Here is a 25,796-nt window from a genome sequence, read left to right on the forward strand (position 1 = left end):
GCCGGTATGAGGCACTCGGAGCGCTACGGACCGGGTGTCCCGGCCGAGCTCGACCGCTACCTGATCCCCAGCGAGAACATCGTCTTCATGTTCCGCCGGCACTGGATCATCCTGTTCGAGCCGGCCGCCAGCGCGATCTTCGGCCTGGTGATGCTGGCCTGGCTGACCAGCCTGACCAGCGGCCTCTTCGTCACCATCGCGGCCGGGGCCTGGCTGATCCTGCTGGCCCGGCTCGGCCTGCACCTGTGGTGGTGGTGGGACGAGCTGATCATCGCGACCAACCGGCGGCTGATGCGGGTGCACGGGATCATCACCCGCCAGGTCGACATCATGCCGATGTCCAAGGTCACCGACATGCGCTACGACCGGACGGTGCCCGGCCAGATCCTGGGCTACGGCCGGTTCGTGGTCGAGTCCGCCGGTCAGGACCAGGCGCTCAGCTCGATCAACTACATCCCCGACTCCGACCTGCACTACCAGCAGATCTCGCAGATCATCTTCGCGCCCTCAGACGCCAAGATCACCCAGAAGACCAAGGCGCCGGGTACCCGGGTGCCGATCACCGAGCCGGACCAGGCCGGGTTCCGCGCCGGCAAGTAACCGCGAACACAGAGGGCGGGTGCACACGGAGCACCCGCCCTCTTTTCTGCGGCTATGATCGAACACATGTTCGAACGCCCGCTGCTGCACGCGGATGCCGACTGCTTCTTCGCCTCGGTCGCCCTCCGGGCCCGGCCCGAGCTGCAGGCCCGGCCGGTCGCGGTGGTCAACCACGTCATCATCGCCAGCGCGAACTACCCGGCCCGGGCCCGGGGCGTGCGCTCCGGCACGCTGGTGCAGGAGGCGCTGTACCAGTGCCCCGAGCTGGTGGTGCTCGAGGTGCCGCACGCCGAGGTCGAGGAGGTGGCCGACGCCCTGTTCGAGGTGTTCCACCGCCACGCCCGCGCGGTCGAGCCGGGTTCGATGGAAGAGGCCTTTCTGGATGTCGCGGCGCCGGACCAGTCCGCCGCCCGCCAGGCCGCCCAGGCGATCCGGGCCGAGGTGGCCGCGCAGCTGGGCATCGCCGTCAGCGTCGGCGTGGGCCGGACCAAGCTGATCGCCAAGCTGGCCTCGCGGGCGGCCAAACCCGATGGACTGCACGTGATTGCGGCGGATCAGGAAGCCCGGTTGCGGGCCGAGCTGCCGATCGGCCAGGTCTGGGGCATCGGGCCGAAGACGGCTGCCCGGCTGCGGGACCTGGATGTGCACCGCCTGCTCGACCTCGACCGGATCCCGAAAAACCAGCTGCAGTCCATCTGCGGCACCGGGATGGCCCGGCGGCTGGGCCAGATCCGCGCGGGCACCGACGACGCCCAGGTCCGGCCGGTGCAGCATCGCGAGTCACTCAGCGCCGAGACGTCCACCTCCGGCTACGGGCGGGCGGATCACACGCCTGCCGAGCTGGCCGAGACCTGCCTGGAGCGGGTGCTGCGCCGGGCCGAGAAGGCCGGGCTGGTGGGCACCGGGATCACGCTGACCATGCAGCCCAGCGACCAGGGCAGCCCGCTGCGCCGAAAACAGAGCGACCTGACGGCCGGTACCGAGCGCTCCGGGTGGCGCAGCACGGTGAGCCGGTTGCTGCGCAGTGAGCCGTTGCCACCGCTGAGCGGCCTGAGGGTGACGCTGACCGGCCTGATGCCCGCCGACCAGGTTCCCCAGACGCTGTTCTGAGACGTTCAGGGCGCCTTGACCACGAAGACCTCCAGAGCCCGGCTGCCCTCGGGTACGGTCGGCTCGAACAGGGAGATCACCACGAAGGCGTCCTCGAACTGGAGGTATCCCTCGGAAAGAGCGGTCGGGTCCTCGAACTCGCTGCGCTCGAGCTGGGTCCACCCGTGATCGCGCACCAGGCCGGGCAAGGGGTCCTCGGTGCCGACCAGGGCGATGCTCGCGGCCGGACCGCCGCCCGATTCGGTGCAGCCGTCGAAGGACGCCACGTCCATCTGGGAGGCGGGCAACTGGTGAACCACCAGGTCCAGAGCCCGTTCGTGCCGTTCGACCACCTCGTCGGCGGCGCAACCGTCCAGCCCGGAGAGCACCGCGTACCCCGCCACCATCCACGAGCCGACCATCACCCCGGTCAGCGCCTTGTATCCCCAGTGCACGTTGCCCACCATTCCGCCGAGCCGGACCCGCAGAAACCGTGATCATGACAGAAGAGGGCAAGCTGGAGCCCATGCCGACCACCAGATTCGCCGCGCTGCACCGCCCGGGGCAGCCGTTCATCCTGCCCAACGCCTGGGACGTGGCCTCGGCCGCACTGCTGGCCCAGGCCGGGTTCCCGGCGCTCGGCACCACCAGCCTGGGCATCGCCGCTGCGCAGGGCCTGCCGGACGCCACCCGTCAGGGCCGGGAATCAACCCTGACGCTGGTCCGCCAGATCGTGCCTCTGGCGATGGTCACGGTGGATCTGGAGGACGGCTTCACCGATGATCCGGCCGAACTGGCCGACCTGACGGCGCAGCTGTCCGAGCTGGGGGTGTGCGGGATCAACCTGGAGGACGCCACCAAGGGCGCCCTGGTCGATCCGGCCCGGCACGCGGCCAAGATCGCCGCGGTCAAGGCCGCCGCACCGAGCCTGTTCGTCAACGCCCGCACCGATACCTACTGGCTGAGCTCCGAGCTGGAGTCCACCCCGGCCCGCCTGCAGGCCTACCAGGACGCCGGGGCCGACGGGGTGTTCGTACCGGGCCCGCTCACCGAGCCGGACATCGCGCAACTGGCCCACGGGCTGCCGCTGAACGTGCTGGCCTCGCCCAGGTACACCCGCAGCCAGCTGGCCGAACTAGGCGTCGCCCGGATCAGCACCGGCTCGCTGCTCTACCGCCAGGCCCTGACCGCTGCCTTACAGACGGCGAACGAACTGGCTCAAGACCGGCCCGCTCCCGCCGACACCGTCAGCTACCAGCAGGTACAGGCGTTCAGCCGCCCGAGGTAGGGGTTCACCAGGCCTTCAGGTCGGCGGGTTACCCTAACGGAACGTGATCGGTAAAGACGTGCTGGAGGTAATCGTGGGTGGGGCGGCCGACCCGGAGCATCGGGCGGGCGAGCTGGTGGCATCCGCCGAGGTCGTGTCGCTCGACGCCGAGCGGATCGAGTTCTTCCGCCGGATGCGCGACGACTTCAACCGGTTCGAGATGGAGTACCGCTGGGCCGTGCAGGAGATCCTGACCAAGGTCTCGATTCTGCGCGAGGAGTTCCTGCAGCTGCACCGCTACAACCCGATCGAGCACGTCAACTCCCGGGTCAAGACCCCGGTCAGCATCCTGGAGAAGGTCGCCCGGCGGGGTGTGCACCCCAGCCTGCCCTCGATCCGGCGGCACATCACCGACATCGCCGGGGTGCGGATCACCTGCAGCTTCCGGGCCGACACCTACCGCGTGCTGGAGGCCCTGACCTCGCAGGACGACGTGCGGCTGATCCAGGTCAAGGACTACATCGCCAACCCCAAGGCGAACGGCTACCAGAGCCTGCACGCGATCGTCGAGATCCCGGTGTTCCTGTCCACCGGCCCGGTCCCGGTGATCGTCGAGCTGCAGCTGCGGACCATCGCGATGGACTTCTGGGCCAGCCTGGAGCACAAGATCTTCTACAAGTACGACCGCGAGGTGCCCGAGGACCTGCGGGCCGACCTGAAGCAGGCCGCCGACGCGGCCGAGCAGCTCGACCTGCAGATGGAGCAGTTGCACCATGAGGTGCACGGCGCCGCCGGGCGCACCGATCTGCAGCCCGGCCCGGAGCTCGACCCCGACCTGCTGCAGCGCCTGTGGCAGCTCTCGCTCCAGGCCGACCCGAGCACCTGATCCGGGTGCTGACCGGGCCTCCCACAGCCCGGTCACCAACCGGTTGGATGGTGGCCATGAGTCTCTGGCTGATGCACCTGGACCGCGTCCTCACCCGCATCGGGGTCTGCCTGATGCCGGCCCCCATCGCGGTGCCGATCTACCTCGAGGAGCGCGACCGCTGGGACAATGCGCTGAAGTCGCTTACCGACGAAAAGCCGCACCCCGACGGCGAACGCACGCACTGACGTCTGCCGTTCGACCCGAAACCGGCCAACCGGTGGCGCCCGGCCCGCGGTGATGATCTACTCGGCTGCGTCCAGACACCGAAGGGATGCTCGGATGCCTGATCAAACCCCTGCCGAACTCGCCGCCGCCTGGGTCGACCTCTGGAACGGTGATCTCGCCCTCTCCCCCAGCATCGTCGCTACCGATTTCGTCTCCCACGCCGCGCCGCTGTTCGGAGGCGCGGCGGCCGACAACACCGGCCGGGACCTGCTCGAGCGCTGGATCTCCGGCGCCCACGCGGTCTTTGCCGACCTCCGGTTCAAGGTGCAGCTGGGCCCCTTCCAGGACGGGGACTTCGTGATCCTGCGCTGGAAGGCCCAGGGCACCTACACCGGTGTGCTGCCGGGCACCGCCCCCAACGCGAAGGGCCGGACCGTGGAGTTCTACGGCACCGACACCCTGCGCATCAGCGACGGCCTGATCCGCGAGTACTGGGCCAACGCGGACAGTCTGTGGGTGGTGCAGCAGATCGGCCGGCAGTACGTTCCGGCCTGAGACCTTTCAGAGCGTCGAAAAGTCGACCGCGCTGAGCAGTTGCAACTTTTCGTAGGCCTCGGTGCCCGGCGCGGCCGTGTACACCAGCAGGGTCTGGTGCTGCTCGGGATCCACCAGCGTCTGGCACTGCAGGTCGAGCACGCCCAGCTGCGGGTGCAGGTACCGCTTGCCCTCGGTGTAGATCAGCCCCACCTCGTGTTCCGACCAGTACCGCACGAACTCGGGGCTTTTCGCCAGCAGGTCGTCCACGTACTCGGCCACCCGGGGCAGCTTGCGCCCGTACCGCTCGCGCATGCCCGCGGCGAAGATCCGGCTGTGCATGTCGTGGTCCTCCGGCGGGTAGATGCACCGCGCCTCCGGTTCGGTGAACCAGCGGTAGCCCAGGCTGCGGGCCTTGCCGGTCCAGCGCTGGTCGTCCCCCATCAGGGCGATGGCCGGCCGGGTCTGCTTCAACGTCTCGCCCAGATGGTTCAACACCTGCGCGGGCGTGTCTTCCAGCCGGTCGATGATGCGCATCATGCCCGGGGTGATGTGGTCCCCGCGCAGCTGGCGCTGCGGTACCGGATGGCCGCCGACCTCGAACAGGTGGTCGCGTTCGGCCAGCGACAGATGCAGCCCCCGGGCGATGGCGGCGAGCATCTGGGCCGACGGCTGCGGCCCTCGCTGCTGTTCGATCCGGCTGTAATAGTTTTCCGACATTCCGCACAGCGCAGCCACTTCCTCGCGGCGCAGCCCACCGGTGCGTCGGCGCTGACCCCGCGGTAGCCCTACGTCTTCCGGTTGCAGGGCCTCCCGGCGCTTGCGGAGGAAGTCAGCCAGCTCAGCACGATCCATGCGCTCAGTCTCACCCAACCAGGAACTTGGTACGGGTCAGCTCCTCGGAAACCTCCCAGATCCGGGCGGCTTCCTCGGCGCTGCGCAGAGGACGGTAGAGCTTCTGCTCGGCGGGCGGCCCGGACAGGTGCATCCACCGGCTCGGCCCGTACATCCGCCCCGGCTCCCCCTGCGCACCGACCGCCGCCATCAATGCCGGCAGACCAGCCGATTCCACCGTCCCGAACACCAGGCCCCGGTCCGCCATCCACTGAATCATCCGCCCACCCATGGTGGCCTGCGGCCGGCCGATCTCGGGCCGGGCCTTCAGCAGATTGGTCGGCGCGATCCCCGGATGCGAGATGTTGCTGGTGATCCCCCATCCCCCGGCCTCACTGCGGCGCTGCAGTTCCAGCCCGAACAGCCCGAACGCGATCTTCGACTGCGCGTACGCGCGCTGCCCGTGGTACGAGCGTTCCCAGTTCAGGTCGTCCCAGTTGATCCGCCCGCTCTGGGCGGCCACGCTGACCTGCGACGTCACTCGGGCTCGCCCGGCCCGCAGCAGCGGCATCAGGTGTGCGACCAGGGCGAAGTGCCCCAGGTGATTGCTGCCGAACTGCAGTTCGTACCCGTCCGCCGTGGTCTGCCGTTCCGGCGGCGTCATCACCCCGGCGTTGTTGATCAGCAGGTGAATCGCCCGGCCCTCCTGGTTCAGCGTCGCCCCGAGCGCGTGCACGGACTCCAGCGACGAAAGATCCAGATCCCGCAACGAGAGGACGGCGCGGGGTTGCGTCTGCTTGATCCTCTCGATCGCGGCCTGGCCCTTACGTCGATTACGGACGGGCATCACCACTTCCGCTCCAGCGGCGGCCAGGCGGGTGGCCAGTCCCAGACCGACACCGTCGCTGGCACCGGTCACAACCGCGAGCTTTCCGGACAGGTCAGGGATGGTGAGCATGTTCGTTCCTTGTCGTCGAGGTGGGTGGTGCTTCCTCAACGAGTCTGGTGTCCGGCCCCTGGCTTATCCACGGTCTGTTGATCCCTGGCTGAGCCAGGCCAGCAGGGGCGGGATGATCAGGCCGGCCAGGATCTCGTACCCGCCGGCATCCGGGTGCGCGCCGTCGCCTTCGCGAACCTGCTGGCGCCACAACGGATTGCTCACGGTGCTGGAGAAACTGGAGACGTGCGGGATGTCCAGTTCGCGGCACAGTCCGCTGAGGTGGGTGTCCAGGACGGCGATCCGCTCGTTCTGTTCCTCGTTGTCGATGGCCGGTGGCCCGACGAAGAAGAGCCCGGTGGCGGGCATCTGCCGCTGAATGGAGCGCAGCGCCTGCAGGGTCTGCTCAGCCGAAACTTGAGGATGCCCGTGCCCGGCGAGCGTAGTGTCGTTGACACCGAAGGCGAGGACTACCCGGGCGTCCTCGGCCGGGCTCAGCCGCGGGGTGGTCTCGGCAACGATCCGCGCCGCGATGTCCTGTGACGTGTCCCGCCGGATGCCGAGGTTGTAACCGGTGAAAGCGTAGCCCTGACGGGCGCCTTCACGGATCGCGGCCGCGCTGACCCTCCCGGTCCAGCCCAGCGCGGTGCTGTCGCCCACCCCGGCGGTGAAGGAGTCTCCGACGAAACAGGTACGCAGATCACGAACAGGCAGAGTCACAGGTCAGCACCCTACCGATCCGGCCTGGAGGAGCCGCCACTAGCCGAGCAGCTAGCATAAACTCCTGCCAGTGAACTGCGAGGAGCAGCCATGACCACCGCCCGACGCGTCGACGGCCGCCAGCGGGTGCTCGACGCCGCCCTGGCCCAGTTCGCCAAGAACGGCGTGGGCGCCACCTCGCTGCAGATGATCGCCGACGAGATGGGCGTGACCAAGGCCGCGCTGTACTACCACTTCAAGACCAAGGAAGAGATCGTGCTGGCCGTGGTGCAGCCCGCGCTGCGCCGGCTCTCCGAGGTGCTCGAGGAGGCCGAGGCGCAGCGCAGCCAGGCGGCCCGCACCCGCACCTTCCTGGACGGCTTCGTCCGGCTGGTCGTGCAGAACCGCACCCTGCTCGGCCTGGCCTGGGGCGATGCCCACATCACCCAGATCGGGCTGGGCCACGTACCCGGTTTCGAGGGGATCGACGACCGGTTCATGGCCATCCTGCTCGGTGAGGACCCGACCATGGAGCAGATCATCTGCGCCGACGTCGCGCTGAGCGGCATCGCGATCTCGGCCAGCGCCCCCCGGTTCGCCGAGATGAACGACGACGACCTGGCCGCTGCCCTGATCGAGGCCGGCCAGCGCCTGGTCCCCCAGCGCCGGCGACGCAGCAGCTGAGGCCTCGGGCACCGACCGCAACTCTCCGGCCAGCCCTCCGATCAGCCTCCGATCAGCCCGGTCCTCTGCGGATCGGCCCTCTGCCCTGCCGCTGCCCAGCCTTCGGCCATCACTAGTCGATCGGCTAGCAAAATGGTCGCTCGCCCTTGGCATCCACTTGCCGATCGGCTAGTTTGATGATGCCGCAGCGCGCTCCCTGGGTGGTGAGCGCGCCCTAGGAAGGGCAATCACTCTCATGGCATGGCATCTTTTCCGGCTCGGATCCTGGTCGTTCCGGCACCGCCGACTGGTGGCCGGTTTCTGGATCGCGCTGCTGGCGGTGGTCGGGTTTGCTGCCGCCGGTTCGTCCGGGCAGACCAACGGCAACTTCACGCTTTCCGGAATGGAGTCCACCGACGCGTTCGAGCTGATCAAGGAGCGCAGCCCGGAGACCTCTCCCGACGGCGCCACCGCCCGTCTGGTGATCGAGGGCGAAGCGCTCACGTCCGAGGCCCATCAAGCCCTGATCGGCCAGGCTCTGGAGATCGCCAAAAGCCCTGGTGTGCAGGGCATTGCCGATCCTTTCAGTTCAGGAACCATAACTGAGGACGGGACGGTCGCCTACGCGACGATCTCGTACCGGGAGCTCGCGGCCGACTTGGGCGAACCGGACAAGATCGCCCTCGAGGACGCCAAGGCTCTGCTCGAGGCGGGCGGGCTGGAAGCTCACATCGGGGGTGACGCACTCAGTGAGGAGATGCACGCGACCACGGCTGAGGTCGTCGGTATCGCGGTGGCCCTGGTCGTCCTGGTGATCACCTTCGGCTCGCTCGTCGCGGCCGGGATGCCGCTGATCACCGCGCTGATCGGGGTGGGCATCGGCGCCCTCGGCATCACCGCGCTGACCAGCGTGATCGAGCTGAGCTCGGTGACTCCGGCGCTGGGCACGATGCTGGGCCTGGCGGTCGGGATCGACTATGCGCTGTTCATCATGTCGCGTTACCAGCAGGAGGTACGACAGGGCCGGCCGCTGGCCGAGGCAGCCGGGGTTGCGGTCGGAACCGCCGGTTCAGCCGTCATTTTCGCCGGGCTGACGGTGATCATCGCACTGCTGGGGCTGAGCATCACCGGCATCGGCTTCCTGATCCAGATGGGGGTGGCCGGAGCCGCGATGGTCGCCCTGGCCGTGCTGATCGCGCTCACCCTGTTGCCCGCCGCGCTGGGGTTCGCGGGCCACCGGGTGATCCGGGGCCGTCGGGACCCGGTCAAGCGGGAAGGACCTCCGGCCGGGCAGCGCTGGGTTCAGGCGGTCAGCCGGTTCAAGGTTGGGGCGCTGGTCCTGGGTGTGGCTCTGGCAGCCGTGATCTCGCTGCCGGTGGCCAAAATGGAACTGGCCCTGCCGGACGACGCCACCTTCCCGGCCGGCAGTGACCGTCGCCTGGCCTACGACACGATCTCCGAGAACTTCGGCCCCGGCGCCAACGGCCCGCTGCTGGTGGTGGTGGACACGGCCGGATCCGCCGACCAGGCGGGGGCGGTTTCGGCTGTGCAGGAAAAGCTTTCGACTCTCGACGTGGCTGCGCTGATCCCGCCGGTCACCAGTGACACGCCGCAGGCCCAGGAAGCGTTCCAGCAGCAACTCGACGCGGTGAACCTGGCCAGCTTCACCGTCGTGCCGCGCACCGGCCCGGCCGACGCGGACACCAAGGCCCTGGTCGAGACGATCCGGGATGCGGTGGCCGGGACCGATGCCACCGTGATGGTCACCGGCACCACCGCGGTCGGGGTGGACATCTCGCAGGAACTGCTGGACATCTTCCCGCTCTACCTGCTGGTGGTCGTCGGCTTGGCCTTCGTCCTGCTGGTGCTGGTGTTCCGCTCGATCCTGGTGCCGCTCAAGGCCGCCCTCGGTTTCCTGCTCAGCGTGGGCGTGGCCCTCGGAGCGGTGGTCGCGGTGTTCCAGTGGGGTTGGCTGAACGAGGTGATCGGCCTGGACGTGACCACACCGGTGCTGTTCATCCTGCCGCTGCTGCTCACCGGCGTGTTGTTCGGCCTGGCCATGGACTACGAAGTGTTCATCGTGACCCGGATGCGGGAGGCCCACGTGCACGGCACCGAGGCCCGGCAGGCCGTGATCGACGGCTTCGCGCACAGCGCCCGGGTGGTCACCGCCGCCGCGATCATCATGTTCGGGGTGTTCGCCGGCTTCGCGCTCAGCGACGACATCATCATCAAGACCATCGGATTCGGCCTTGCGGTGGGCGTTCTGGCCGACGCCTTCCTGGTCCGGATGCTGATCGTCCCGGCGGTGATGGCGATCGTGGGTGAGCGGATCTGGTGGCTTCCCGCCCGACTGGAGCGCGCTCTGCCGAACCTTGACGTCGAAGGCGAGGCCCTCGTCCATCGTCTGAACCAGCCGGCCGAACCCGTCACAGTGTGAATACCTAGCCTGGTCAGAGGAGGACGAACCCGACCGCGGCCGAACCGAGCACCACGGCCCAGGGCGGCGCAGCCCAACGGGTAAGCAACACGAAGGCCGCAATGGCCACCGCCAGAGTCCGGGCCGAGGTGATGCCGTCGGTGAACACCGGGTCGTAGAGAGCGGCCGCGAGCAGGCCGACCACCCCGGCGTTCACCCCCATCAACGCGGCCCGGGCTTTCGGCAGATGCCGCAGCGACTGCCAGAACGGCAGCGCACCCAGCACGAGCAGGGCTGCGGGCAGGAAGATCGCGCAGATGGCGATGATGACGCCGGGGACCCCATCGATCAGCGCACCCAGGTAGGCGGCGAAGGTGAACAGCGGTCCCGGAACTGCTTGAGCGGCACCATATCCGGCCAGGAATTCGTCGTGGCCGACCAAACCCGTGGACACCGTCTGCGATTCCAGCAGGGGCAGCACCACATGTCCACCACCGAAGACCAGTGCGCCGGCAGAGTAAAAGATCTCGAAGAGCGCACCATCGACTACCAGGGGAAGGGCAATCAGCAGTACCGCGAAGGCGGCCAGCGCGGACAAGGCCACCGGCCGGGGCACCTGTACATCGAAAGCTGCTTCTTGAGAGGTTTTTTCCGAAGACGCCTCTCGGCGCAGCCACAACAAGCCGATGACCCCGGCCACGGCAATAATGGCGACCTGCGCCCAGGGGCCGGCGATCAGCAGGGCGGCAATCGCAGCCGCACCAGCGACCGTGGCGCGTTTGCGATCGGGCGCCAGCGAACTCGCCATCCCCAGCACGGCCTGCGCCACTACCGCGACGGCGGCCGCCTTCAGACCGATGATCCACCCGGCGTCGGACAGGTCGCCGATCTCCACCACGGCGTAGGCGAACAGCGCCAGAGCCACGGCCGAGGGCAGGGTGAAGGCCACCCACGCCGCGAGCATGCCCAGGTAACCGGCCCGCTGCAGACCCAACGCCATGCCGACCTGACTTGAGGCAGGCCCGGGCAGGAACTGGCACAGCGCCACCACATCGGCGTAGGCCTGCTCGCTGAGCCACTTGCGCCGCACCACCAGCGCCTCGCGGAAGTAGCCCAGGTGCGCCACCGGCCCGCCGAACGAGGTCAGGCCGAGTTGGAGGAACGCCACGAACACCTCGCCGGGTGTGCCCGGGGGTCGGCGCAGGTCAGTCATGGGCGTCAGCTTGACCGCCAGAATTAGTTCAGTCAATCTTGAAGCAATGGCCGACAACCTTGAGCACCGCGCCCGGCAGCACGCAGCGCTGGGCGATGCCACGCGGCTGCGGATCGTGGACCTGCTGGCGCTGAGCGACCTGGCCGTGGGTCAGATCCGGGCCGAGCTCGGCATCCCGGCCAACCTGCTCACCCACCACCTCACCGTGCTGAACCAGGCCGGGCTGATCGGCGAGCACCGTTCCGAAGGCGATCGCCGGCGCAAGTACCTGCATCTCTCGCCCGAGGCCGAGAAGGCCGCCGAGGTCACGCAGCCGCTGCTGGTCCGCCGCCTGCTGTTCGTCTGCACCGGCAACACCGCCCGCTCACCACTGGCCGCCGCGCTCTGGCAACGGCACAGCCCGGTGCCCGCCACCTCGGCCGGCCTGCAGCCCAGAGACATGGCACCACGCTTGCTGGCGGTGGCGCACGAGCACGGCCTCGACCTCGACGACCACCGCCCCCGGGCGATCGACGAGGTCACCGAGGAAGGCGACCTCGTCGTCACCCTGTGCGACAAGGCCCACGAATCACTGAAGCGGGCGCAGAGCCTGCACTGGTCGGTTCCCAATCCCAGCCCGATCGGCACGCGCCAGGCCTACGTCAGCGCCCTGACCGAGATCGACCGCCGCGTGCAGGCTCTCGCGTCTCACGTCCAGGCCCTAGCTGCTTAGCCCGACGAACTCGTCCCAGAACCGGAACATCACCAGGCAGAACACGGCCAGGTACCAGATCACCAACGGCACCGCCGGAATCGTCGCCAGAGCCGAGGAGATCGTGGCCGGCCGACTCCCCGGTCGCCGGGCCGCCAGCGTCCTCAAGTTGTACAGCGTGACGAACCAGAAGATCGGCGCCGTCACCGCCCACACCACCATGCAGTACGGGCACAGCGCGCCGATCCGGAACAACGTCTGGAAGATCAGCCAGTGCACGAACCCGAAACCCGCCGTGACCCCGATCTGCAGGCCGACCCAGTACCAGGACCGCAACCGGGCTCCGGCCAGAAGCACTGCGCCGGTGGCGATCACCAGCGGGAACCCGGCGATCCCGAGCAGCGGATTGGGAAAACCGAACACCCCGGCCTGATCGCTGGACATCACCGGCCCGCAACTGAGGACCGCGTTCACGGTGCAGCTGGGCACGTACGTCGGATCGCTCAGCAGATGGATCTTCTCGACCATCAGCGTGAACGATGCGGCCAGCCCGATCGAAGCACCGATGATCAGGAGCAGAGCCAGATGACGGACGTCGGCCCGCGGTGGTGCGGTCGGCTCACTTCGGGTGTCGAGACTCATGACTTCAGAGCCTCGTCGATCGCGGCGGTGAACTCCTCCGCGCTTTCCGGCTGCAGCAGCTTGCCGTTCAGGAAGAAGGTCGGCGTACCCGGGACCTGCAGGTCTTCGCCGTCCTTCTGGTCCCGGTCGACGCGTTCCTGGGTGGCCGGGTCGGCGAGCGCGGCGTCGTACTCGGCCAGGTCCAGGCCGAGTTCCTCGGCGTAGCCCCGGAAGGTCGCGGCCTGGTTGTCCTGGCCGCCCCAGGCGTTCTGGGTCTGGAAGAGCTTGCTGTACATGGCTTCGAACTGGTCCTGCTGAGCCGCGGCCTCGGCGGCCAGGGCGGCGTCGTTGGCGTTGCTGTGCATGGGCAGCGGGAAGTGGCGGGCCACGAAGGTCACCTGTCCGGCGTAGGTCTGGCGCAGTTCCTCGACGAAGGGGTACATGGCGCCGCAGGAGGGGCATTCGAAGTCGAGGAACTCGACCAGGGTCACATCGCTCGAGCCGGGTTCGCCCAGCACGTGCGAATCCTCGCGCTGCACCTGGCCGTTGCCGGTGGGCTGGGTGGCGGCCTGCGAGGGTTCGCTGCGGGTGGCCGAGAAGATGAACGCGGCGCCGATGAAGAGCACGACAACGGCGATCAGGGCGCCGGAAAGCTTGAGATTGCGGGACATGGGGGGGTCCTTCCTGGCCGGGCTGTCCGCAGCGCCGAATCCGGGCAGGCGAAAGCCACGGCACCGGAACGGTTCAGAATGCGGAAAGCCCGAATACTGGTTCGGGAAAGCTGATGAGCGCGGCTCCAGGGAGCCGGATCAGATGAACGCGGCCGTCCGGCCGGGGAAGGAGCCCCGGGGCGGACCACGCCGCGGCGCGCTGCGCACCAGCTTCTCGAGGGCCTGGGCCCGACGGGCGCGACACGAAACCAGCTGCCGCAGGCCGAAGATCCGCGAGCGCAGCCGCGGCGGGAAGGTCAGCTCGACCGAACGCTGCAGGGCCTGGCGGCTCTGGCGCAGGGCGAGCACCACCAGCAGCGCGATCAGCACCCGCAGGGCGACCACCACCAGGCCACGCCAGCCCAGATCACCGGCGCAGCCGAGGAATCCCTCCGGTGCGGTACAGCCCCGCGGCAGCACGATCCCGCTGCTGCTCAGCCTTTCCAGCCCGTGGTGCAGTCCGTACTGGGCGCTGCCCAGGACCACTGCCTCGATCCCCAGCCAGGGCCCGCGCCGGTCGCTGACCAGGAGCAGCACGGCCACGCTGATCAGGCCGACGATGAGGGAGGCGAGCAGAGGGGTGGCCACCGAGGCGCAGTAGGCGCCCACGGCCAGCAGGCCGATCACGGCGGGCACGGCCACCCGGGCATGGGTCAGCGCGCTTGCGGGTCGAAGCGCGCTGGACACCCGTGCATCGTAGCTGTGAAAGCTGTGTGACTCGGCCCGTTGGGGACGGGCAGGCTACTCGCAGCCCACGCCGTCACCGTCGCGGTCGAGGTGGCGCCCATAACCCGGATCGCCGACGCGGACCGGAGCTGCACCAGCCGCGCGAGCCGCCGTGCAGTTCTGGTAGTAGGCGCTCGTGGCCGCGTCTTCTTCTTCCGCTTCGCGCTGCTCTTCCTCCTCGCGCTGGCGCTCCTGCTCGGCCGCTGCCTGGGCTTCCCGGCGTTCACGGGCCTCGCGCCGTTTGCGGGCCTCGCGCTTCTTCCTGATCCGTTCTGCCTTCAGCCGTTTGGCTTTTGCTTTCGCCTTGGCCTTGGCTTCCGCCTTCGCTTCGGCTTTCGCCTCTGCTTCCGCCTTGGCCTCGGCCCGCTCCTGGGTCTGCTGTTCGAGGGCGGCGACCTCAGCCTGAACATCGTTGGACGGCTCGGTGGTTGACGACGGCTGCGGGGTGGCCGTGCTCTGCGCACCCGGGGCGTTGGTGGCCGGATCGTCCAACTGAGAACCGAGCAGGGCGAAGCCGGCCAGCAGGATCAGCGGCAGCAGAAACCGCTTCTTCTTGTACCAGGGACGACGGTCCGGCCGGCGGGGCGGCTGTTCCCAGCCCGACTGGCCCCAGCTCAGCTGTTCCTGACCGGGCCGGGCCCACTGCCCGGAGTTGGCGTGCTGTCCGGGATTGGCGTGCCGTGGGGGCTGGCCGCCCTGCCAGTCGCTCATTACGCCGTCCTTGTCGATGAGGAGGTCCGCCGTGCTCGGCCCGTGCTCGCTGGGCCAAGCTATGGGTCCGCTGTGACCGGTGAAGCGTCAATCAGGCGGAATCAGCCGAACGACGGACCTGCCCCTTTTTCAGCCGGCCGCGCCCGGCCAGTACTGACTGTCCGGCGTGGCCCGGGCCCCGAAGATCGCCTGACCGACGCGGACCACCGTGGAGCCTTCCTCGATCGCGGTCTCGAAGTCCCCGGACATGCCCATGGACAGCTCGCCCGCCTCGAAATGCTGATCGCGCAAGGTCCGCAGCAGCGAGAAGCAGCCGCGCACCCGCTCGGTGTCGGCGCTGAACACCGCCAAGGTCATCAGCCCGCGCACCCTGAGGCTGCTGTACTGCGGCAGGGCGGTCAGAAAGGCCGGTAGTTCCTCCGGTGCGAGGCCGTACTTCTGTTCCTCGGCCGAGGTGTTGACCTGCACGAACACGTCCAGGCTGCGGCCCGCGGCCTGGAGCCGGCGGTCCAGCGCCTCGGCCACCCGCAGGCTGTCCAGGGCCTGGAACTCGCTGGCGTAGGCGGCCACGTCACGGGCCTTGTTGGTCTGCAGGTGCCCGATGATCGACCAGGCGACGTCCAGATCGGCCATCTCGTGGTGCTTGCGCGTGGCCTCCTGCACCTTGTTCTCGCCCAGTTCGCGGCAGCCGGCCTCCACGGCCCGGCGCAGCCGCTCCTCGGGCACGGTCTTGCTGACCGGCAACAGGCGGACCGCCGACGCGTCACGGCCCGCCCGCTCGGCCGCGGCCGCGATGCGGTCCTGGACGGCGGCGATGTTGCGGGCGAAGTCCTGGGCGGTCTGCGGAGCCTCGGGGTTGTGCATGGCGCCAATTATGGACGGTGTGGTTGCGGCACCTGGTCCGCGTCGGCGCAGGAGCGGGCCGGGAAACGACGCAGAAAGGCCCGGCCGAGACGCGCATCACGTTCGCCGTAGATGACCCCCACCACGGCGACGACCGTGAACAGGGCGAGAAGAGTGGTCTCGACCGGCCCCGACCCGGCGACGACCCGGGGCCAATGCCAAGCAGCCTGCAGGACGAAGAACACGAAGAAGAACCGCTGCGCCTGCATCTGCAGAGCCATGATCCGAACCTGGCCGAGCTCCTCGGGTTCGGTCCCCTCCCGCAGAGCCACCCCCATCACGCGTCGGCGCTCGCGGGCGCTGACCCGATCGAACGGCAGCTGCAGGGCTCTGCGCTCGGCCGAGATCCGCTGACGCACCCGCCGCAGCTGCACGAAATGTACAGCCAGGACCGTGACCGCGAGCACCAGCAATAGCCCGCTGGCCACGGTCTGAAGCTCGGTCATGCCCCCAGACCGGCCGCTTTCAGCGTAGGCACCGGATAGCGGCGCAAGAAGGCCCCGGCCACCCGGGCGTTCCGTTCCACCGCCACCAGCATGATCACGATCGCAAGGATGAGCAGACCCAGAAGCAGCAGATGCCAAGGCGGCGGGGCCGACAAAGCCGCCCCCAACTGCACCGCCACGAACAATGCAGCGAACCACCGAGGCCGGCGCGAGCGCAGTTCCTCGGCCAGGTGCCGCAACTCGACCAGATCGATCCCATCGGCGCCCTCGCGCAACGCCCTGCGCAGCACCTCCCGCTTGCCGCCGTCGGTCTCCCGGCCCAGCGGCATCCCCTGTCGACGGGCCCGCACCGCCAGCACAGCGGCTCGTGACCCGACCACCACGACGGCCGTCAGGCACAGCACCGTGAGCACGAGCAGAAGCAGGTCAAGAGCGGCGCGGATGGGCGAATCGTCCATTTGCCTACTCCAGCGGCAAGCTCACCCCCGCGCAACCGGACAGTGTCTTTGTCCGTGAGCGCGTGGGCGAAAGTGCTTGCCGGGAATCCGCTCTGAAGCGATCTTCGGTGAGCCTCAGCCCTGCGACGAACGGAAGACCGCTCATGCGAAGAGTCTCGATCCGCACGTTCACCACCTCGGCGGTCACCGCCACGGCCCTGGCCGTGGGCGCCGGGGTGGCCTACGCGGCCGGTACGCCGGGCGACCCGGGAGCCGGGGACGTCTACTTCCCCGGGTACGGCAACGGTGGTTACGACGTCGAGCACTACGACATCCGGGTGCGCTACCAGCCCAAGACCGACGAGCTCTCCGGCACCACCACGATCGTGGCCCGCAGCACCCAGGACCTCTCCAGTTTCAACCTCGACTTCGCCCTGAAGGTCTCCTCGGTGCGGGTGAACGACCGGGCCGCCAAGTTCAAGCACAAGAACAAGAACCACGAGCTGGTGGTGACCCCGGCCCGGGAGGTCTTCAAGGGCGATCCGCTGAACATCGTCGTCAAGTACGCGGACACCCCGTCCAAGGTGAAGGTGAACGGCTTCACCAACTGGAAGCGCACGCCCGACGGGGCGCTGGCGGTGAACGAGCCGGAGAGCGCCTGGTGGTGGTTCCCCAGCAACGACCACCCCACCGACAAGGCCACCTACGACGTCTCGGCCCTGGTCCCGGACACCGTGCAGGCGCTGAGCAACGGCACGGTCACCGTGGCCCAGGGTGAGCTCAAGGGCTGGGACCGCTGGAGCTGGCGCAGCACCACCCCGCAGGCCACCTATCTGGCCTTCCTGGCGGTCGGGAAGTACGAGCTGGAACTCGACGAGACCGACCAGGGCGAGCAGATCCTGAACGCCTTCTCCACCTCGCTGGGCCAGTACGCGAACCCGGCCAAGGCCAACATCCGCCGCTCGAACGAGGTCATCGAGTCGCAGGAGCAGTGGTTCGGCGCGTACCCGTTCGAGGCCCGCGGCAGCGTGGTGGTGCCGTTCGGGTGGCTCGGTTTCGCGCTGGAGACGCAGACCCGGCCGGTGTACGACGCCCGGTTCTGGCGTAACGGCAGTGCCATGTACGTGGTGGCCCACGAGCAGGCGCACCAGTGGTTCGGCGACTCGGTGTCGGTGGGTCAGTGGCGCGACATCTGGCTCAACGAGGGTTTCGCCAGCTACGCGGAATGGTTGTGGTCGGAGCAGGAGAACGAGGGCACGCCGCAGGAGCTGTTCGACTACGCCTACGAGGTGATCCCGGCCGAGGACCCGTTCTGGGACCTGAAGATCGGCGACCCGGGTCCGGCGGAGATGTTCGCCGGACCGGTCTACCTGCGCGGGGCGATGGCCGTGCACGCGCTGCGGATGCAGATCGGTGACAAGGCCTTCCGCACCCTGCTCAAGACCTGGCTCAAGAACAAGGAGAACAGCCACGGCACCACGGCCGAGTTCATCGCGCTGGCCGAGAAGATCTCCAAGCAGGACCTGACGAAGCTGTTCGACGCCTGGCTCTTCACCTCCGGGAAGCCGGAACTGGGCACCGCCCGGCCGGACGGGCGCAGCCGGGCCGCGCTGCCCACGCCGGTCAAGCCCAAGTCGTGGGACAAGATCCGCCAGACGCACGCCGATCTGGCCGATCACTAGGCCGTGTTCTGGATTAAGTCGGTAGGGCTGATGTAGCAGGGGGTTTCGTTCGGTGGAGATGGGAGAGGTCTCCGTTGGGCTGGGAAGCGACCAAGCAAACCGTCCCCGACGGAGACCTCTTTCCCAGAGATAGCCCGAACCAGCTGATGCTCTGGTCACCCGATGGGTTGCAGGCCCTCTCAGGTGCGCAGGAAGGTGACGCGCTGTGCGGTCTCGATCATCTGGCGGGCGAAGGCCCCGGAGTCGAAGGTGGCGGCCTGGACATTCAGGACCGTGGCCATGGCGTCGGCCAGGGCCGTGATGGGGACGACACCGGTTGTGGGCAAGGCTTGGACAGGAGTGGACGGGCCGGGTGAGCCGTCGGCTGTTCTGAGGGTTTTGGCCACGCCGCCCGCCGAGGGCAGTTCCACGCCGAAGTGCTGGTCCTGCGGGGGTTGGTGAAGGTCGAGCCTGCCGAGAACGCCTTGGAACAGGCAGAGCAGGATTGTGGGCGACAGCCGTTCGGTGCGGAGCACGGGCAGCTGGGTGCCTCCAGACTCCGAGGCGTAGGCGTCGATCAGCAGGCCGGGGTATCCGGGAACAAGAGCTGAGCGGATCAGCGCCCCGGTGACGGGGGCCGTGTTCACCGGCACCGGGTGTGTCCGGTCCCGGTCGGCATCTGCGCGGGTGATCCGGCCGATGCTGGTCGCGCCGTCGAGGAGATGGGTGATCCAGGCCGGGTCGAGCTGGAGGAACCGGATCGTCTCTACCGGCAGCAGTCGTTCGTCCGGCACGAGGTAGCGCAGTGGCACACCGCGCAGTGTGGCCAGGTCGTCCAGGAACGCTCGCACGTCGCCGGGCACGGTGACGTCGATGTCGACCAGGTCGAGGGGGTGGTCGGACGGCTCGTCACGCCCGGCTGCCATGGAAAGCCGCCGTTTCCAGGCGGTGACGCTCCGCGCGATCGTGGTGTGCTGGAGCGTCAGCATCCGGCCCAGCTGCCAGGCCGAGGCGTATCCGAGATCGAGCATTCCCACGGCCGGGTGGTAGCGCAACAGTTCGTCGGAGGCCCGGACGCCGAGGCGCGGGTCTGCAGGCGAGGTGCCGGTGACGAAGGGCCCGCGGTACCACGAAACCGTACGGCCGCCCTGCCGGAGTTCGTGCCCGACCGGGACGTACCCCTGCCGCAGAAACCCGTCGGCGGCGGGCACCCCGCTGTCGGGGAGCCGGAACGGGGTCCCTTCGTCGGCGAGGGCCCGCGCGAGGTAGGGAAAGGTGTGTTCCTGGGACACCGAGGCGAACCGCCAGTTCGCCAGCGTCACCAGCCGAACCTGCGCCCCCGCCGTGTCGGGGCCGAGCACGAAACCCGAGTCGGAGTACCGGCCCTCGACCGAGACCAGGTGAACGGTTGTGGGCACGCCGGGCACGGCCAGCCGGCCGGCGATCACCACGGCGGTCTCCTCGGTGCCATGCCGGACGTGGGCGAGCCGCTCCAGATCGGTGAGCGAGGGCATGATCGAGGCCAGCAGGGTGCGTTTGACGTCGATGACGTTCACCGGGTCGGCCGCCTTCTGGGCCTGCTCCAGCACGGGCGCGGGAATGTAGGCCTCGCCGGTCGCGAGCGTGCCGAGCGTCACGGTCTTCAGCTCGGGTTGTTCGTCGCCGCTGAACACCAGCAGCACCAGCCAGGGCGGGGCCGTGGGCGACGCGGCCGTGGCGGGACGTTCCCAGGGCAGCGTCGGCCGGTCGAGGACGACGTGCGGGAGCACCTCGGCGTAGTCGCCGAGTCCGCCGTCCGGTGGGAACACCGATCTGACCATGGTCGGCGGCAGCGTGAACCGTTCCCCCGCAACACTGAAGGTCCGAGTCGTCGTGAAGGTCGTGGGGTCCACCAGCGTGCTGGGCTCGACGCTCTTGAGATCCTGGGCGACGTCGATCGTGTAGTCGCCGGTCGGCAGGGAGGGCCGCAGGAAGCTGACGAAGGTCAGGTTGTCAGCCATTCGCGCCCACCTCCGGGGCCAGCAGGAAATCGGCCGGGGCCAGCCCGTTCAGGTCGATGAGCAGGTCCGGCCGTAGCTTGCCGGCGATGGCGTCGCGGGTCTGCGCCCCGGCGGTGAGGTTCAGGGTCTGGTCCGCCGCCTTGGTGAAAGTCGGCAGCGGGACCCACTCGAACGCGTGGTGCTCGACGAACAGCGCGGTCGCGGACTGGAGGCTCGACACGGGCAGGCTGGATGTCGTCGCGGGTCTGACTGGTGGCGTGGGCCGCACCACGTACCCGGTCAGCATGTCCTCGCACAGAGCCTCCTTGGACAGCGTTGGGGTGAGTTCCTCACCCCACAGTGCAGCGGGAAGGCTCTTGGCGACCGGTTCGAACCTGAACGAAGCGTTCACCGGGGTCGTGCCCTGGGTGATGTTGATCGTCTGGACCGAGGTGAACGTGCCGGGCTTTGCCCCCACGGGGGCTATTGCGAAGGCCAGGGCTCCGGTCCCGGTCAGCGCCGTCGTTCCCGACCGTCCGCTCGTCGCCGGGACGCAGGAATCGGTGAGCAGTTCCAGTTCGGCGGGGTTGACCGTGCCCAGGTAGGTCCCGGCCGCGGCCTGCGGTGCGCCACCGCGCAGCACCACCGTGACGGCTTTGTCCGCCGCGGGCAGCTGCGCCGTCCTGAACCTGTTCCACGGGACGGGTTCGGCCGAGGCGCCGCCGGAAGACCCGAACGTGATCGTGAACGAGATGACGTCAAGGTCGATGTAAGCGGTGCCGCCGAAGTCCGGGCCCCAGAACCGCACGTCGGTGCCGACGTGCACGTTGATTGTGTGGCTGCCGAAGAAGCTGAACGTGTAGGACGCCCCCACACTGATGTGCAGCGCCGCCTCGTAATGGTATGGCTGCCAGGCGATGAGGAAGTCCATCCCGGCGTCGAACCAGGCCCGCAAGGACCCGTCCTCGTACGTAGCGCTGAGCGCCGCGCCGGCCATCAGCGCGCCCGGGGTGAGGGCGAAATAGGCCGAGCCTTTGAGCGCGAGCTTGTCGGAGACCTTCCAGTCGAACCCGAGGCGCGGCACGGCGGGGTAGTGGCCGGGCTTGGTGAAGTGGGGGTGGTAGCCGCCCACGGTCAGGACAAAGTCGCCGTCGTGGTCTCCGGCGAACCAGGTGACGAACGCGAACCCGCCGGTCAGGCGGCACGCCCGGGACAGCAGATAGGAGTTGGAGGTGAGCTGGGCCAGCAGGGAGAAGTAGCCGTCGTCCGGCATGAAGGACGCCTTCATCGCCAGTTGGATCTCCGCGACCGGCGTGACGTCTCCCAGGCCGGCATCGGGCACGGGCAGGACCAGTGTCGACAGACCCAGCACGTTCAGCTCGAACCGGTGCCCGAACCCGGCCGTCACCAGCAGGAACGAGTCGATCATCTTGAACGACGTGAAGCGCAGACCCGCAGCGAGGAAGACGTCGCCCGGAGACGGCGGCAGGGCGTCCGCCAGCTGGGACAGCTCGGTGGCCAGGGTGCCGGGGACCGTCGTGCCGACGGCCTCGGCGACCAGCGGGAAGCTCGCGATCTGGTCGACCGCAGGCGCGATGAACCGCCGGTTGTAGCCGAAGCCCGCGGCGATCCCCTCGACGAAGAAGAACGCAGGCCCACCGATCGGGTAGTTCAGGAACGCGTACACGAACAGCGACGGCCCCTCGGGGAGCTGCAGATACGATCCGAGCGCGCCGAGCGTGAACGTCTCAGTCTCGATGACGGCTTTACCACTGTAAGAGGGGATCGGTTTGCCTTGGTAGGTCACGGTGTTCCTGAGGAACGCCCCGCTGAGCGTCACTGGTCCCCCGGTGTAGGACACCCCCAGCCCGGCCAGATCGAACACCGGCAGCGCCGCCGGATCGGCGAGCGACACCGAGGCGCTGAGCCCGTCGCACGACAGGGTCAGCCCGCCTGCCGAGACCGAGGCGTCCACCCGGACCGACAGTCTCGCGGGCTGGCCGGGTTCGTGCAGGTAGGCGACGCCGACCCGGTCGAGCTGGATCGGGCCGAAGGACCGCTGGACCTTGTACCAGAGCGTGTTGTCAGCGGTCTGGGTCTGCTTGGAAGTGATCGGTGGCGCCGTCTGGGCCGGTGAGACGGGCAACGCCATCGGCTGTTCCAGCACGCCCAGCTTCAGCTTTCCGCTGACCAGGAACCCGGCTGCCCGGTCCCCGTCGGGCAGCTTGGTGATCGCCGTCGGCAGCTGCCCGTTGATCGCTGTCACCTCGGTGGCGCTCAGCGCGGCCGACAGTGCGACCAGCCGCAGCGGATCGAAGCCCATCACCCCGAGGTCGAGGTGGTCGCCGAACACCGGCAGGTGGGACAGGTCGAGGGTGATCGCCAGGTCGGCGCCGAACACCTTCGCCGGGCCGTCCACGGCCATGAAGGTGTCGTTGAGGTCGACCACCAGGCCGTCCGGGACGTAGGCCGCCGCCGACGGCAGGAGCGCGGCGATCAGGTCCTTCAGGGCGGGGACCGGGTCACCCGTCGCATGCGAGTACGCGGCGGTGAACAGGGTCGCGGTCTCCTGCTGGGCGAACAGCAGATCGAACCGGGGGGTGAACGGGCCGTGCGCGGTCGGCACGCTCACCACGAGCGATGCAGTGAAGGAGCGCTGTGCGGTGTCGATGGCGATGGTGAGGTCGGCCGACGCGGTGTCGATCGGAAAGAGCGCCTCACCGGTGAGGTAGAGGCGTTTGGTCCCGGTGGACACCTCGATTCCCAGGTTCTCGATCACCAGCTGGGAGATCGGCGTGGGCAGGGCGATGGCGCCGAAGTTGCCGGCCAGGGTCTGGAAGAGCTCGCCGATCGCGATCTGCTGGCCCGGGCCGCTCGCCCCGCTGAACTCCCATTGCTTGTCCGGGGCCGGATCGTAGGACGCCCCGATCGCGACGCCCACACCCTGGATGACGAAGGTGGCCATGGCCGCGAACCTGGTGTCGGGGTCGTGGCTCAGCGAGAACATCACGTCGGTGAGCGACAACTGGTCGGTGAGCTTCCAGTCGCCGACCAGTTCCAGGAAGCCGTGGTAGGTGAAGGGCTGGGGTGCGGGTGGGAAGGCGAGGCCGAAGTCGAACCTGGCCACCGCCAGGTCGGGCACCGGGGCCGGATCCTGGCCGGTGAAGTCGGTGTAGACCTCACGGATGCTGAGCGGCCCGTCGCCGGAGCGCAGCGCACCGCCGACCGAGCGGTCGCCGAAGTTGGCACTCATCTCCAGGACACCCGACGCGCCGATGCCGAACAGTCCGCTCAGCACGCCGGACAGCCGCGCGCCGGACAGCGGGCTGTCGATCCGGAAGGTCAGGTCGATGGCCTGAAGGTCCAGCACGTCCTCGACGATCTGCCATTCCTCGGCGGTCTCCAGCTTCACGCTGATGTAGCTCAGCGTCATGGTTTTCGGGGCGACCAGCATCCGCACGTCGGTGAGTACCACCGGGCTGGACACGTCGAAGTCGAAGGGGATCGGCAGTGATGACTGGCCGGTGAAGGCCGCCACATCGGCCAGGCTCAGCGGTCCCAGGTCGGTGAAGTCGGCGACGAACAGCACGCTGTCGCCCCAGCCGAAGATCTCGGTGTAGAGGAGCGCGCTGTGGGGCACACCGGCCACGCGCACCGGCACCGAGCCGGTGACCACGATCGAGCTCTGGACCGCGTAGTCGACGACGTCGTAGTCGAAGGTCGGATCGCCGAGGATCTCGTACCGCAGATCGGTCAGGGTGAACAGGCCCAGGTCGAGACTCGCCCCCTGCGGCCCGTAGAGCAGGATGTCGGGCACTGTTGAGGTGGGGAATCCCAGTTCGGGATCACCGGTGACGGTGGTGATCTCGCCGGTCACGGTGTGCGTGACACCGGGCAACAGCAGATCCAGTGGGGCCATCGGCGTAGTGATGATCAGCGTGCCGGTGAAGGACATGACAGCCGTCGTCGAGTCCAGGACCAGCGCCGGCCCCTGGAAGCGCAGCGAGTCGAAGATGGAGTGCCGCAGCACGCCGAAGGCGTCGACGAAAGTCCAGTTCTGGTCTCCGGTCGCCCGCACGAGCGCGGTGACGGTGCCCCCGGCCGCCGCGAACGTGGCGGACACGGCCATACCGGTGAACGGCCCGGACGCGCCGGTTCCCGTGACCGTCACGCCGTCGGCGGTCGCGGCCGTGGTCGTCACCGAGGTCAGGACGAGGCGTCCGGCGGGGAAGAACCCGGTGAAGAACGCGCTGATCCCGGTGAGCGCGTCCAGTTGTACGTCGAGGCGGCCGTCGGTCGCGGTCACGATGCCCCTGAGCTGGTCGGGGGTCACGGCGTGAGGGTGAACTCGACGGTGTCCCACGACCCGGTCGTGAAGACCTGTTCCTGGTGGAACTGGCTCTCGTTGGTGTAGCTGCCAAAGCTGCCGGCCCGCCAGCCGAACGTCTCGTGACTGGGGATCAGCGCCCGATTGCTGGTGTTGAGCCGGGTCCGGTAACGGTCGATCACCTCCTCGCTCGGCAGGTGGTGCAGCGGCACGGCCTTCGGCGCGCTGATGACGCTGCGCAGCGGGTTGACCGTATCGACGAAGGCCTGGGAGGAGGAGGTGAGACGGCTGCCGTGGTGGCCCGCCTGGGCGATGGACATGCCGGTGATCCGGGCCCGCGCGGTGTTCAGCAGGTACTGCTCGGTGTTGAAGGTGGCGTCTCCGCAGATGAGGATCTTGTCACGGGTCGTCTCGATCAGCGTGACCACGCTTCCTCGGTTGGTGGTGTTGCTGTTGTCGGCCACGTACTGGTGTGAGACGTCGGCGGCCAGGATGCTGACCGTGCAGTTCGGCTCGTCGACAATCCTGATCCCACCGGCGGCGTCGAGCCGGTCGACGAAGACGCCGGCCGAAGCTGCCGGGACCGGGGTGGGGGTCCCCCCGTTCACCGCGATGGTCACCTGCCCGGGCGCCTGGTTGCCGGGATCGTGGTTGTGCACGACCTTCTTGATCCCGAGGACGTTGCTCATCTGTGTGGTGATGAAGCTGCTGGTGGCGCCTTGGGCGTAGAACCTCAGCTCCGAACTGAAGTACACGTTGTTGATGGTGACGGCGGGGTTGAGGATGTTCGTCAGCTGGTTGTAGTGATCCGCGTCCGGATGGGTGAGTACCAGGATGTCGACGGTGTTGTAGCCGGCCATGAACTTGGCCCGGGTCAGGACCGCCTGAACCCGCCGTCGGTAGAGCAGGTCGGTCTCGGAGTCCTTGGCGTCCGAGCCGCAGTCGAACAGAACGATCTGGCCTCTCGGGGTCGCCATGATCGCGCAGTCGCCCTGACCGATCTTCACGAACGCGAGGTGCAACTGGCCGTCGCCCCGATTGCCTGGCGGGGCCACCGGCCGGTTCGCCAGGTCCTGGGCCCGCCGCTGGGCGAGTGCCCGCTGCTCGGCCAGGGCCTGCTGGGCGATCGCCTGCAGCTTCGCGTCGCGGGCGGGTTTGGTGGCCGAGCGGGTGATGGCCTTCCGGATGGGAATGGTGCTCTTGCCCTTGGCCCGGGCCACGTCCTTTTTCCCCATG

25 protein-coding genes are annotated in these 25,796 nt (G+C 68.6%); 10 read left to right on the plus strand and 15 right to left on the minus strand.

Annotated features, from left to right (window positions below):
- Positions 1 to 6: 6 nt before the first annotated feature.
- Both LR394_RS30155 and LR394_RS30160 read left to right on the plus strand, forming a co-directional pair.
- On the plus strand, positions 7 to 600 hold the full coding sequence (locus LR394_RS30155) for a PH domain-containing protein (RefSeq protein WP_231447978.1): 594 nt from the start codon (positions 7 to 9) through the stop codon (positions 598 to 600).
- A gap of 66 nt (positions 601 to 666) precedes the next feature.
- Positions 667 to 1,710: a Y-family DNA polymerase gene (locus LR394_RS30160; RefSeq protein ID WP_231447979.1), complete on the plus strand. Its 1,044-nt coding sequence runs from the start codon at positions 667 to 669 to the stop codon at positions 1,708 to 1,710.
- 5 nt (positions 1,711 to 1,715) lie between these two features.
- On the opposite strand, the gene LR394_RS30165 is transcribed toward LR394_RS30160, so the two are convergent.
- Positions 1,716 to 2,144 carry a hypothetical protein gene (locus tag LR394_RS30165; RefSeq protein ID WP_231447980.1) on the minus strand — a complete coding sequence of 143 codons (429 nt, stop codon included), beginning with the start codon at positions 2,142 to 2,144 and terminating at the stop codon, positions 1,716 to 1,718.
- Positions 2,145 to 2,215: 71 nt separating this feature from the next.
- Between LR394_RS30165 and LR394_RS30170 the strand changes: the two genes are divergently transcribed.
- From LR394_RS30170 to LR394_RS30185, 4 genes are all read left to right on the plus strand, one after another.
- Entirely contained in the window at positions 2,216 to 2,977 is a 762-nt protein-coding gene (locus LR394_RS30170) for an isocitrate lyase/PEP mutase family protein (protein WP_231447981.1), read from the plus strand.
- 172 nt (positions 2,978 to 3,149) lie between these two features.
- The gene (locus LR394_RS30175; protein WP_407937155.1) at positions 3,150 to 3,842 is read left to right on the plus strand and encodes a GTP pyrophosphokinase; all 693 of its coding nucleotides are present in this window, start codon (positions 3,150 to 3,152) and stop codon (positions 3,840 to 3,842) included.
- Between the two features lie 56 nt (positions 3,843 to 3,898).
- Entirely contained in the window at positions 3,899 to 4,069 is a 171-nt protein-coding gene (locus tag LR394_RS30180; protein ID WP_231447983.1) for a hypothetical protein, read from the plus strand.
- Between the two features lie 94 nt (positions 4,070 to 4,163).
- The gene (locus LR394_RS30185) at positions 4,164 to 4,604 is read left to right on the plus strand and encodes an ester cyclase (protein ID WP_231447984.1); all 441 of its coding nucleotides are present in this window, start codon (positions 4,164 to 4,166) and stop codon (positions 4,602 to 4,604) included.
- A 6-nt stretch (positions 4,605 to 4,610) separates the two neighbouring features.
- Here the strand turns inward: LR394_RS30185 and LR394_RS30190 are convergent, their stop codons facing one another.
- From LR394_RS30190 to LR394_RS30200, 3 genes are all read right to left on the minus strand, one after another.
- Positions 4,611 to 5,438, minus strand: coding sequence for a helix-turn-helix transcriptional regulator (locus LR394_RS30190; protein WP_231447985.1), 828 nt, complete (start codon positions 5,436 to 5,438; stop codon positions 4,611 to 4,613).
- A 10-nt stretch (positions 5,439 to 5,448) separates the two neighbouring features.
- Complete coding sequence (locus tag LR394_RS30195; RefSeq protein ID WP_231447986.1) at positions 5,449 to 6,375, minus strand: SDR family oxidoreductase; 927 nt, start codon at positions 6,373 to 6,375, stop codon at positions 5,449 to 5,451.
- A gap of 63 nt (positions 6,376 to 6,438) precedes the next feature.
- Positions 6,439 to 7,074 (minus strand): GDSL-type esterase/lipase family protein, encoded by a 636-nt coding sequence (locus tag LR394_RS30200; protein ID WP_231447987.1) that lies wholly within the window; start codon positions 7,072 to 7,074, stop codon positions 6,439 to 6,441.
- Between the two features lie 90 nt (positions 7,075 to 7,164).
- Here LR394_RS30200 and LR394_RS30205 point away from each other — a divergent pair, with 90 nt between their 5' ends.
- Together LR394_RS30205 and LR394_RS30210 are read left to right on the plus strand one after the other, a co-directional pair.
- Positions 7,165 to 7,737, plus strand: coding sequence for a TetR/AcrR family transcriptional regulator (locus LR394_RS30205; protein WP_231447988.1), 573 nt, complete (start codon positions 7,165 to 7,167; stop codon positions 7,735 to 7,737).
- Positions 7,738 to 7,972: 235 nt separating this feature from the next.
- Positions 7,973 to 10,156, plus strand: a complete 2,184-nt coding sequence (locus tag LR394_RS30210; RefSeq protein ID WP_231447989.1) for an MMPL family transporter — start codon at positions 7,973 to 7,975, stop codon at positions 10,154 to 10,156.
- Positions 10,157 to 10,169: 13 nt separating this feature from the next.
- Here LR394_RS30210 and chrA read toward each other — a convergent pair whose 3' ends face one another.
- On the minus strand, positions 10,170 to 11,348 hold the full coding sequence (gene chrA, locus LR394_RS30215; protein WP_231447990.1) for a chromate efflux transporter: 1,179 nt from the start codon (positions 11,346 to 11,348) through the stop codon (positions 10,170 to 10,172).
- Positions 11,349 to 11,394: 46 nt separating this feature from the next.
- Between chrA and LR394_RS30220 the strand changes: the two genes are divergently transcribed.
- On the plus strand, positions 11,395 to 12,060 hold the full coding sequence (locus tag LR394_RS30220) for an arsenate reductase/protein-tyrosine-phosphatase family protein (protein ID WP_231447991.1): 666 nt from the start codon (positions 11,395 to 11,397) through the stop codon (positions 12,058 to 12,060).
- On the opposite strand, the gene LR394_RS30225 is transcribed toward LR394_RS30220, so the two are convergent.
- The 7 genes from LR394_RS30225 to LR394_RS30255 all read right to left on the minus strand — a co-directional run bounded on the left by LR394_RS30225 (position 12,049) and on the right by LR394_RS30255 (position 16,614).
- Positions 12,049 to 12,681 (minus strand): vitamin K epoxide reductase family protein, encoded by a 633-nt coding sequence (locus LR394_RS30225; protein ID WP_231447992.1) that lies wholly within the window; start codon positions 12,679 to 12,681, stop codon positions 12,049 to 12,051. The genes LR394_RS30220 and LR394_RS30225 overlap by 12 nt on opposite strands.
- Entirely contained in the window at positions 12,678 to 13,331 is a 654-nt protein-coding gene (locus tag LR394_RS30230; protein WP_231447993.1) for a DsbA family protein, read from the minus strand. The genes LR394_RS30225 and LR394_RS30230 overlap by 4 nt, the downstream gene beginning before the upstream one ends.
- Positions 13,332 to 13,469: 138 nt before the next feature.
- Entirely contained in the window at positions 13,470 to 14,057 is a 588-nt protein-coding gene (locus LR394_RS30235) for a hypothetical protein (protein ID WP_231447994.1), read from the minus strand.
- A gap of 54 nt (positions 14,058 to 14,111) precedes the next feature.
- The gene (locus LR394_RS30240) at positions 14,112 to 14,807 is read right to left on the minus strand and encodes an excalibur calcium-binding domain-containing protein (RefSeq protein WP_231447995.1); all 696 of its coding nucleotides are present in this window, start codon (positions 14,805 to 14,807) and stop codon (positions 14,112 to 14,114) included.
- A gap of 129 nt (positions 14,808 to 14,936) precedes the next feature.
- Complete coding sequence (locus LR394_RS30245; protein ID WP_231447996.1) at positions 14,937 to 15,671, minus strand: YggS family pyridoxal phosphate-dependent enzyme; 735 nt, start codon at positions 15,669 to 15,671, stop codon at positions 14,937 to 14,939.
- Positions 15,672 to 15,679: 8 nt separating this feature from the next.
- Positions 15,680 to 16,156 (minus strand): hypothetical protein, encoded by a 477-nt coding sequence (locus LR394_RS30250; RefSeq protein WP_231447997.1) that lies wholly within the window; start codon positions 16,154 to 16,156, stop codon positions 15,680 to 15,682.
- A complete protein-coding gene (locus LR394_RS30255; protein ID WP_231447998.1) occupies positions 16,153 to 16,614 on the minus strand; it encodes a hypothetical protein in 462 nt (153 codons plus the stop codon). Before LR394_RS30255 ends, LR394_RS30250 begins: the two co-directional genes overlap by 4 nt.
- Before the next feature lie 143 nt (positions 16,615 to 16,757).
- Between LR394_RS30255 and LR394_RS30260 the strand changes: the two genes are divergently transcribed.
- Positions 16,758 to 18,275, plus strand: a complete 1,518-nt coding sequence (locus tag LR394_RS30260; protein ID WP_231447999.1) for a M1 family metallopeptidase — start codon at positions 16,758 to 16,760, stop codon at positions 18,273 to 18,275.
- A gap of 179 nt (positions 18,276 to 18,454) precedes the next feature.
- Here the strand turns inward: LR394_RS30260 and LR394_RS30265 are convergent, their stop codons facing one another.
- Genes LR394_RS30265 through LR394_RS30275 form a run of 3 tightly spaced genes read right to left on the minus strand, consistent with a single transcriptional unit; the run spans position 18,455 to position 25,795 of the window.
- On the minus strand, positions 18,455 to 20,254 hold the full coding sequence (locus LR394_RS30265) for a hypothetical protein (protein WP_231448000.1): 1,800 nt from the start codon (positions 20,252 to 20,254) through the stop codon (positions 18,455 to 18,457).
- The gene (locus LR394_RS30270; RefSeq protein ID WP_231448001.1) at positions 20,247 to 24,566 is read right to left on the minus strand and encodes a DUF6603 domain-containing protein; all 4,320 of its coding nucleotides are present in this window, start codon (positions 24,564 to 24,566) and stop codon (positions 20,247 to 20,249) included. The genes LR394_RS30265 and LR394_RS30270 overlap by 8 nt, the downstream gene beginning before the upstream one ends.
- The gene (locus LR394_RS30275; protein WP_231448002.1) at positions 24,563 to 25,795 is read right to left on the minus strand and encodes a ComEC/Rec2 family competence protein; all 1,233 of its coding nucleotides are present in this window, start codon (positions 25,793 to 25,795) and stop codon (positions 24,563 to 24,565) included. Before LR394_RS30275 ends, LR394_RS30270 begins: the two co-directional genes overlap by 4 nt.
- Between the last annotated feature and the right edge of the window lies 1 nt (position 25,796).

Origin of the sequence: Kineosporia babensis (genome assembly GCF_021129305.1) — a bacterium.
In the GTDB taxonomy this organism is placed as follows: domain Bacteria; phylum Actinomycetota; class Actinomycetes; order Actinomycetales; family Kineosporiaceae; genus Kineosporia; species Kineosporia babensis.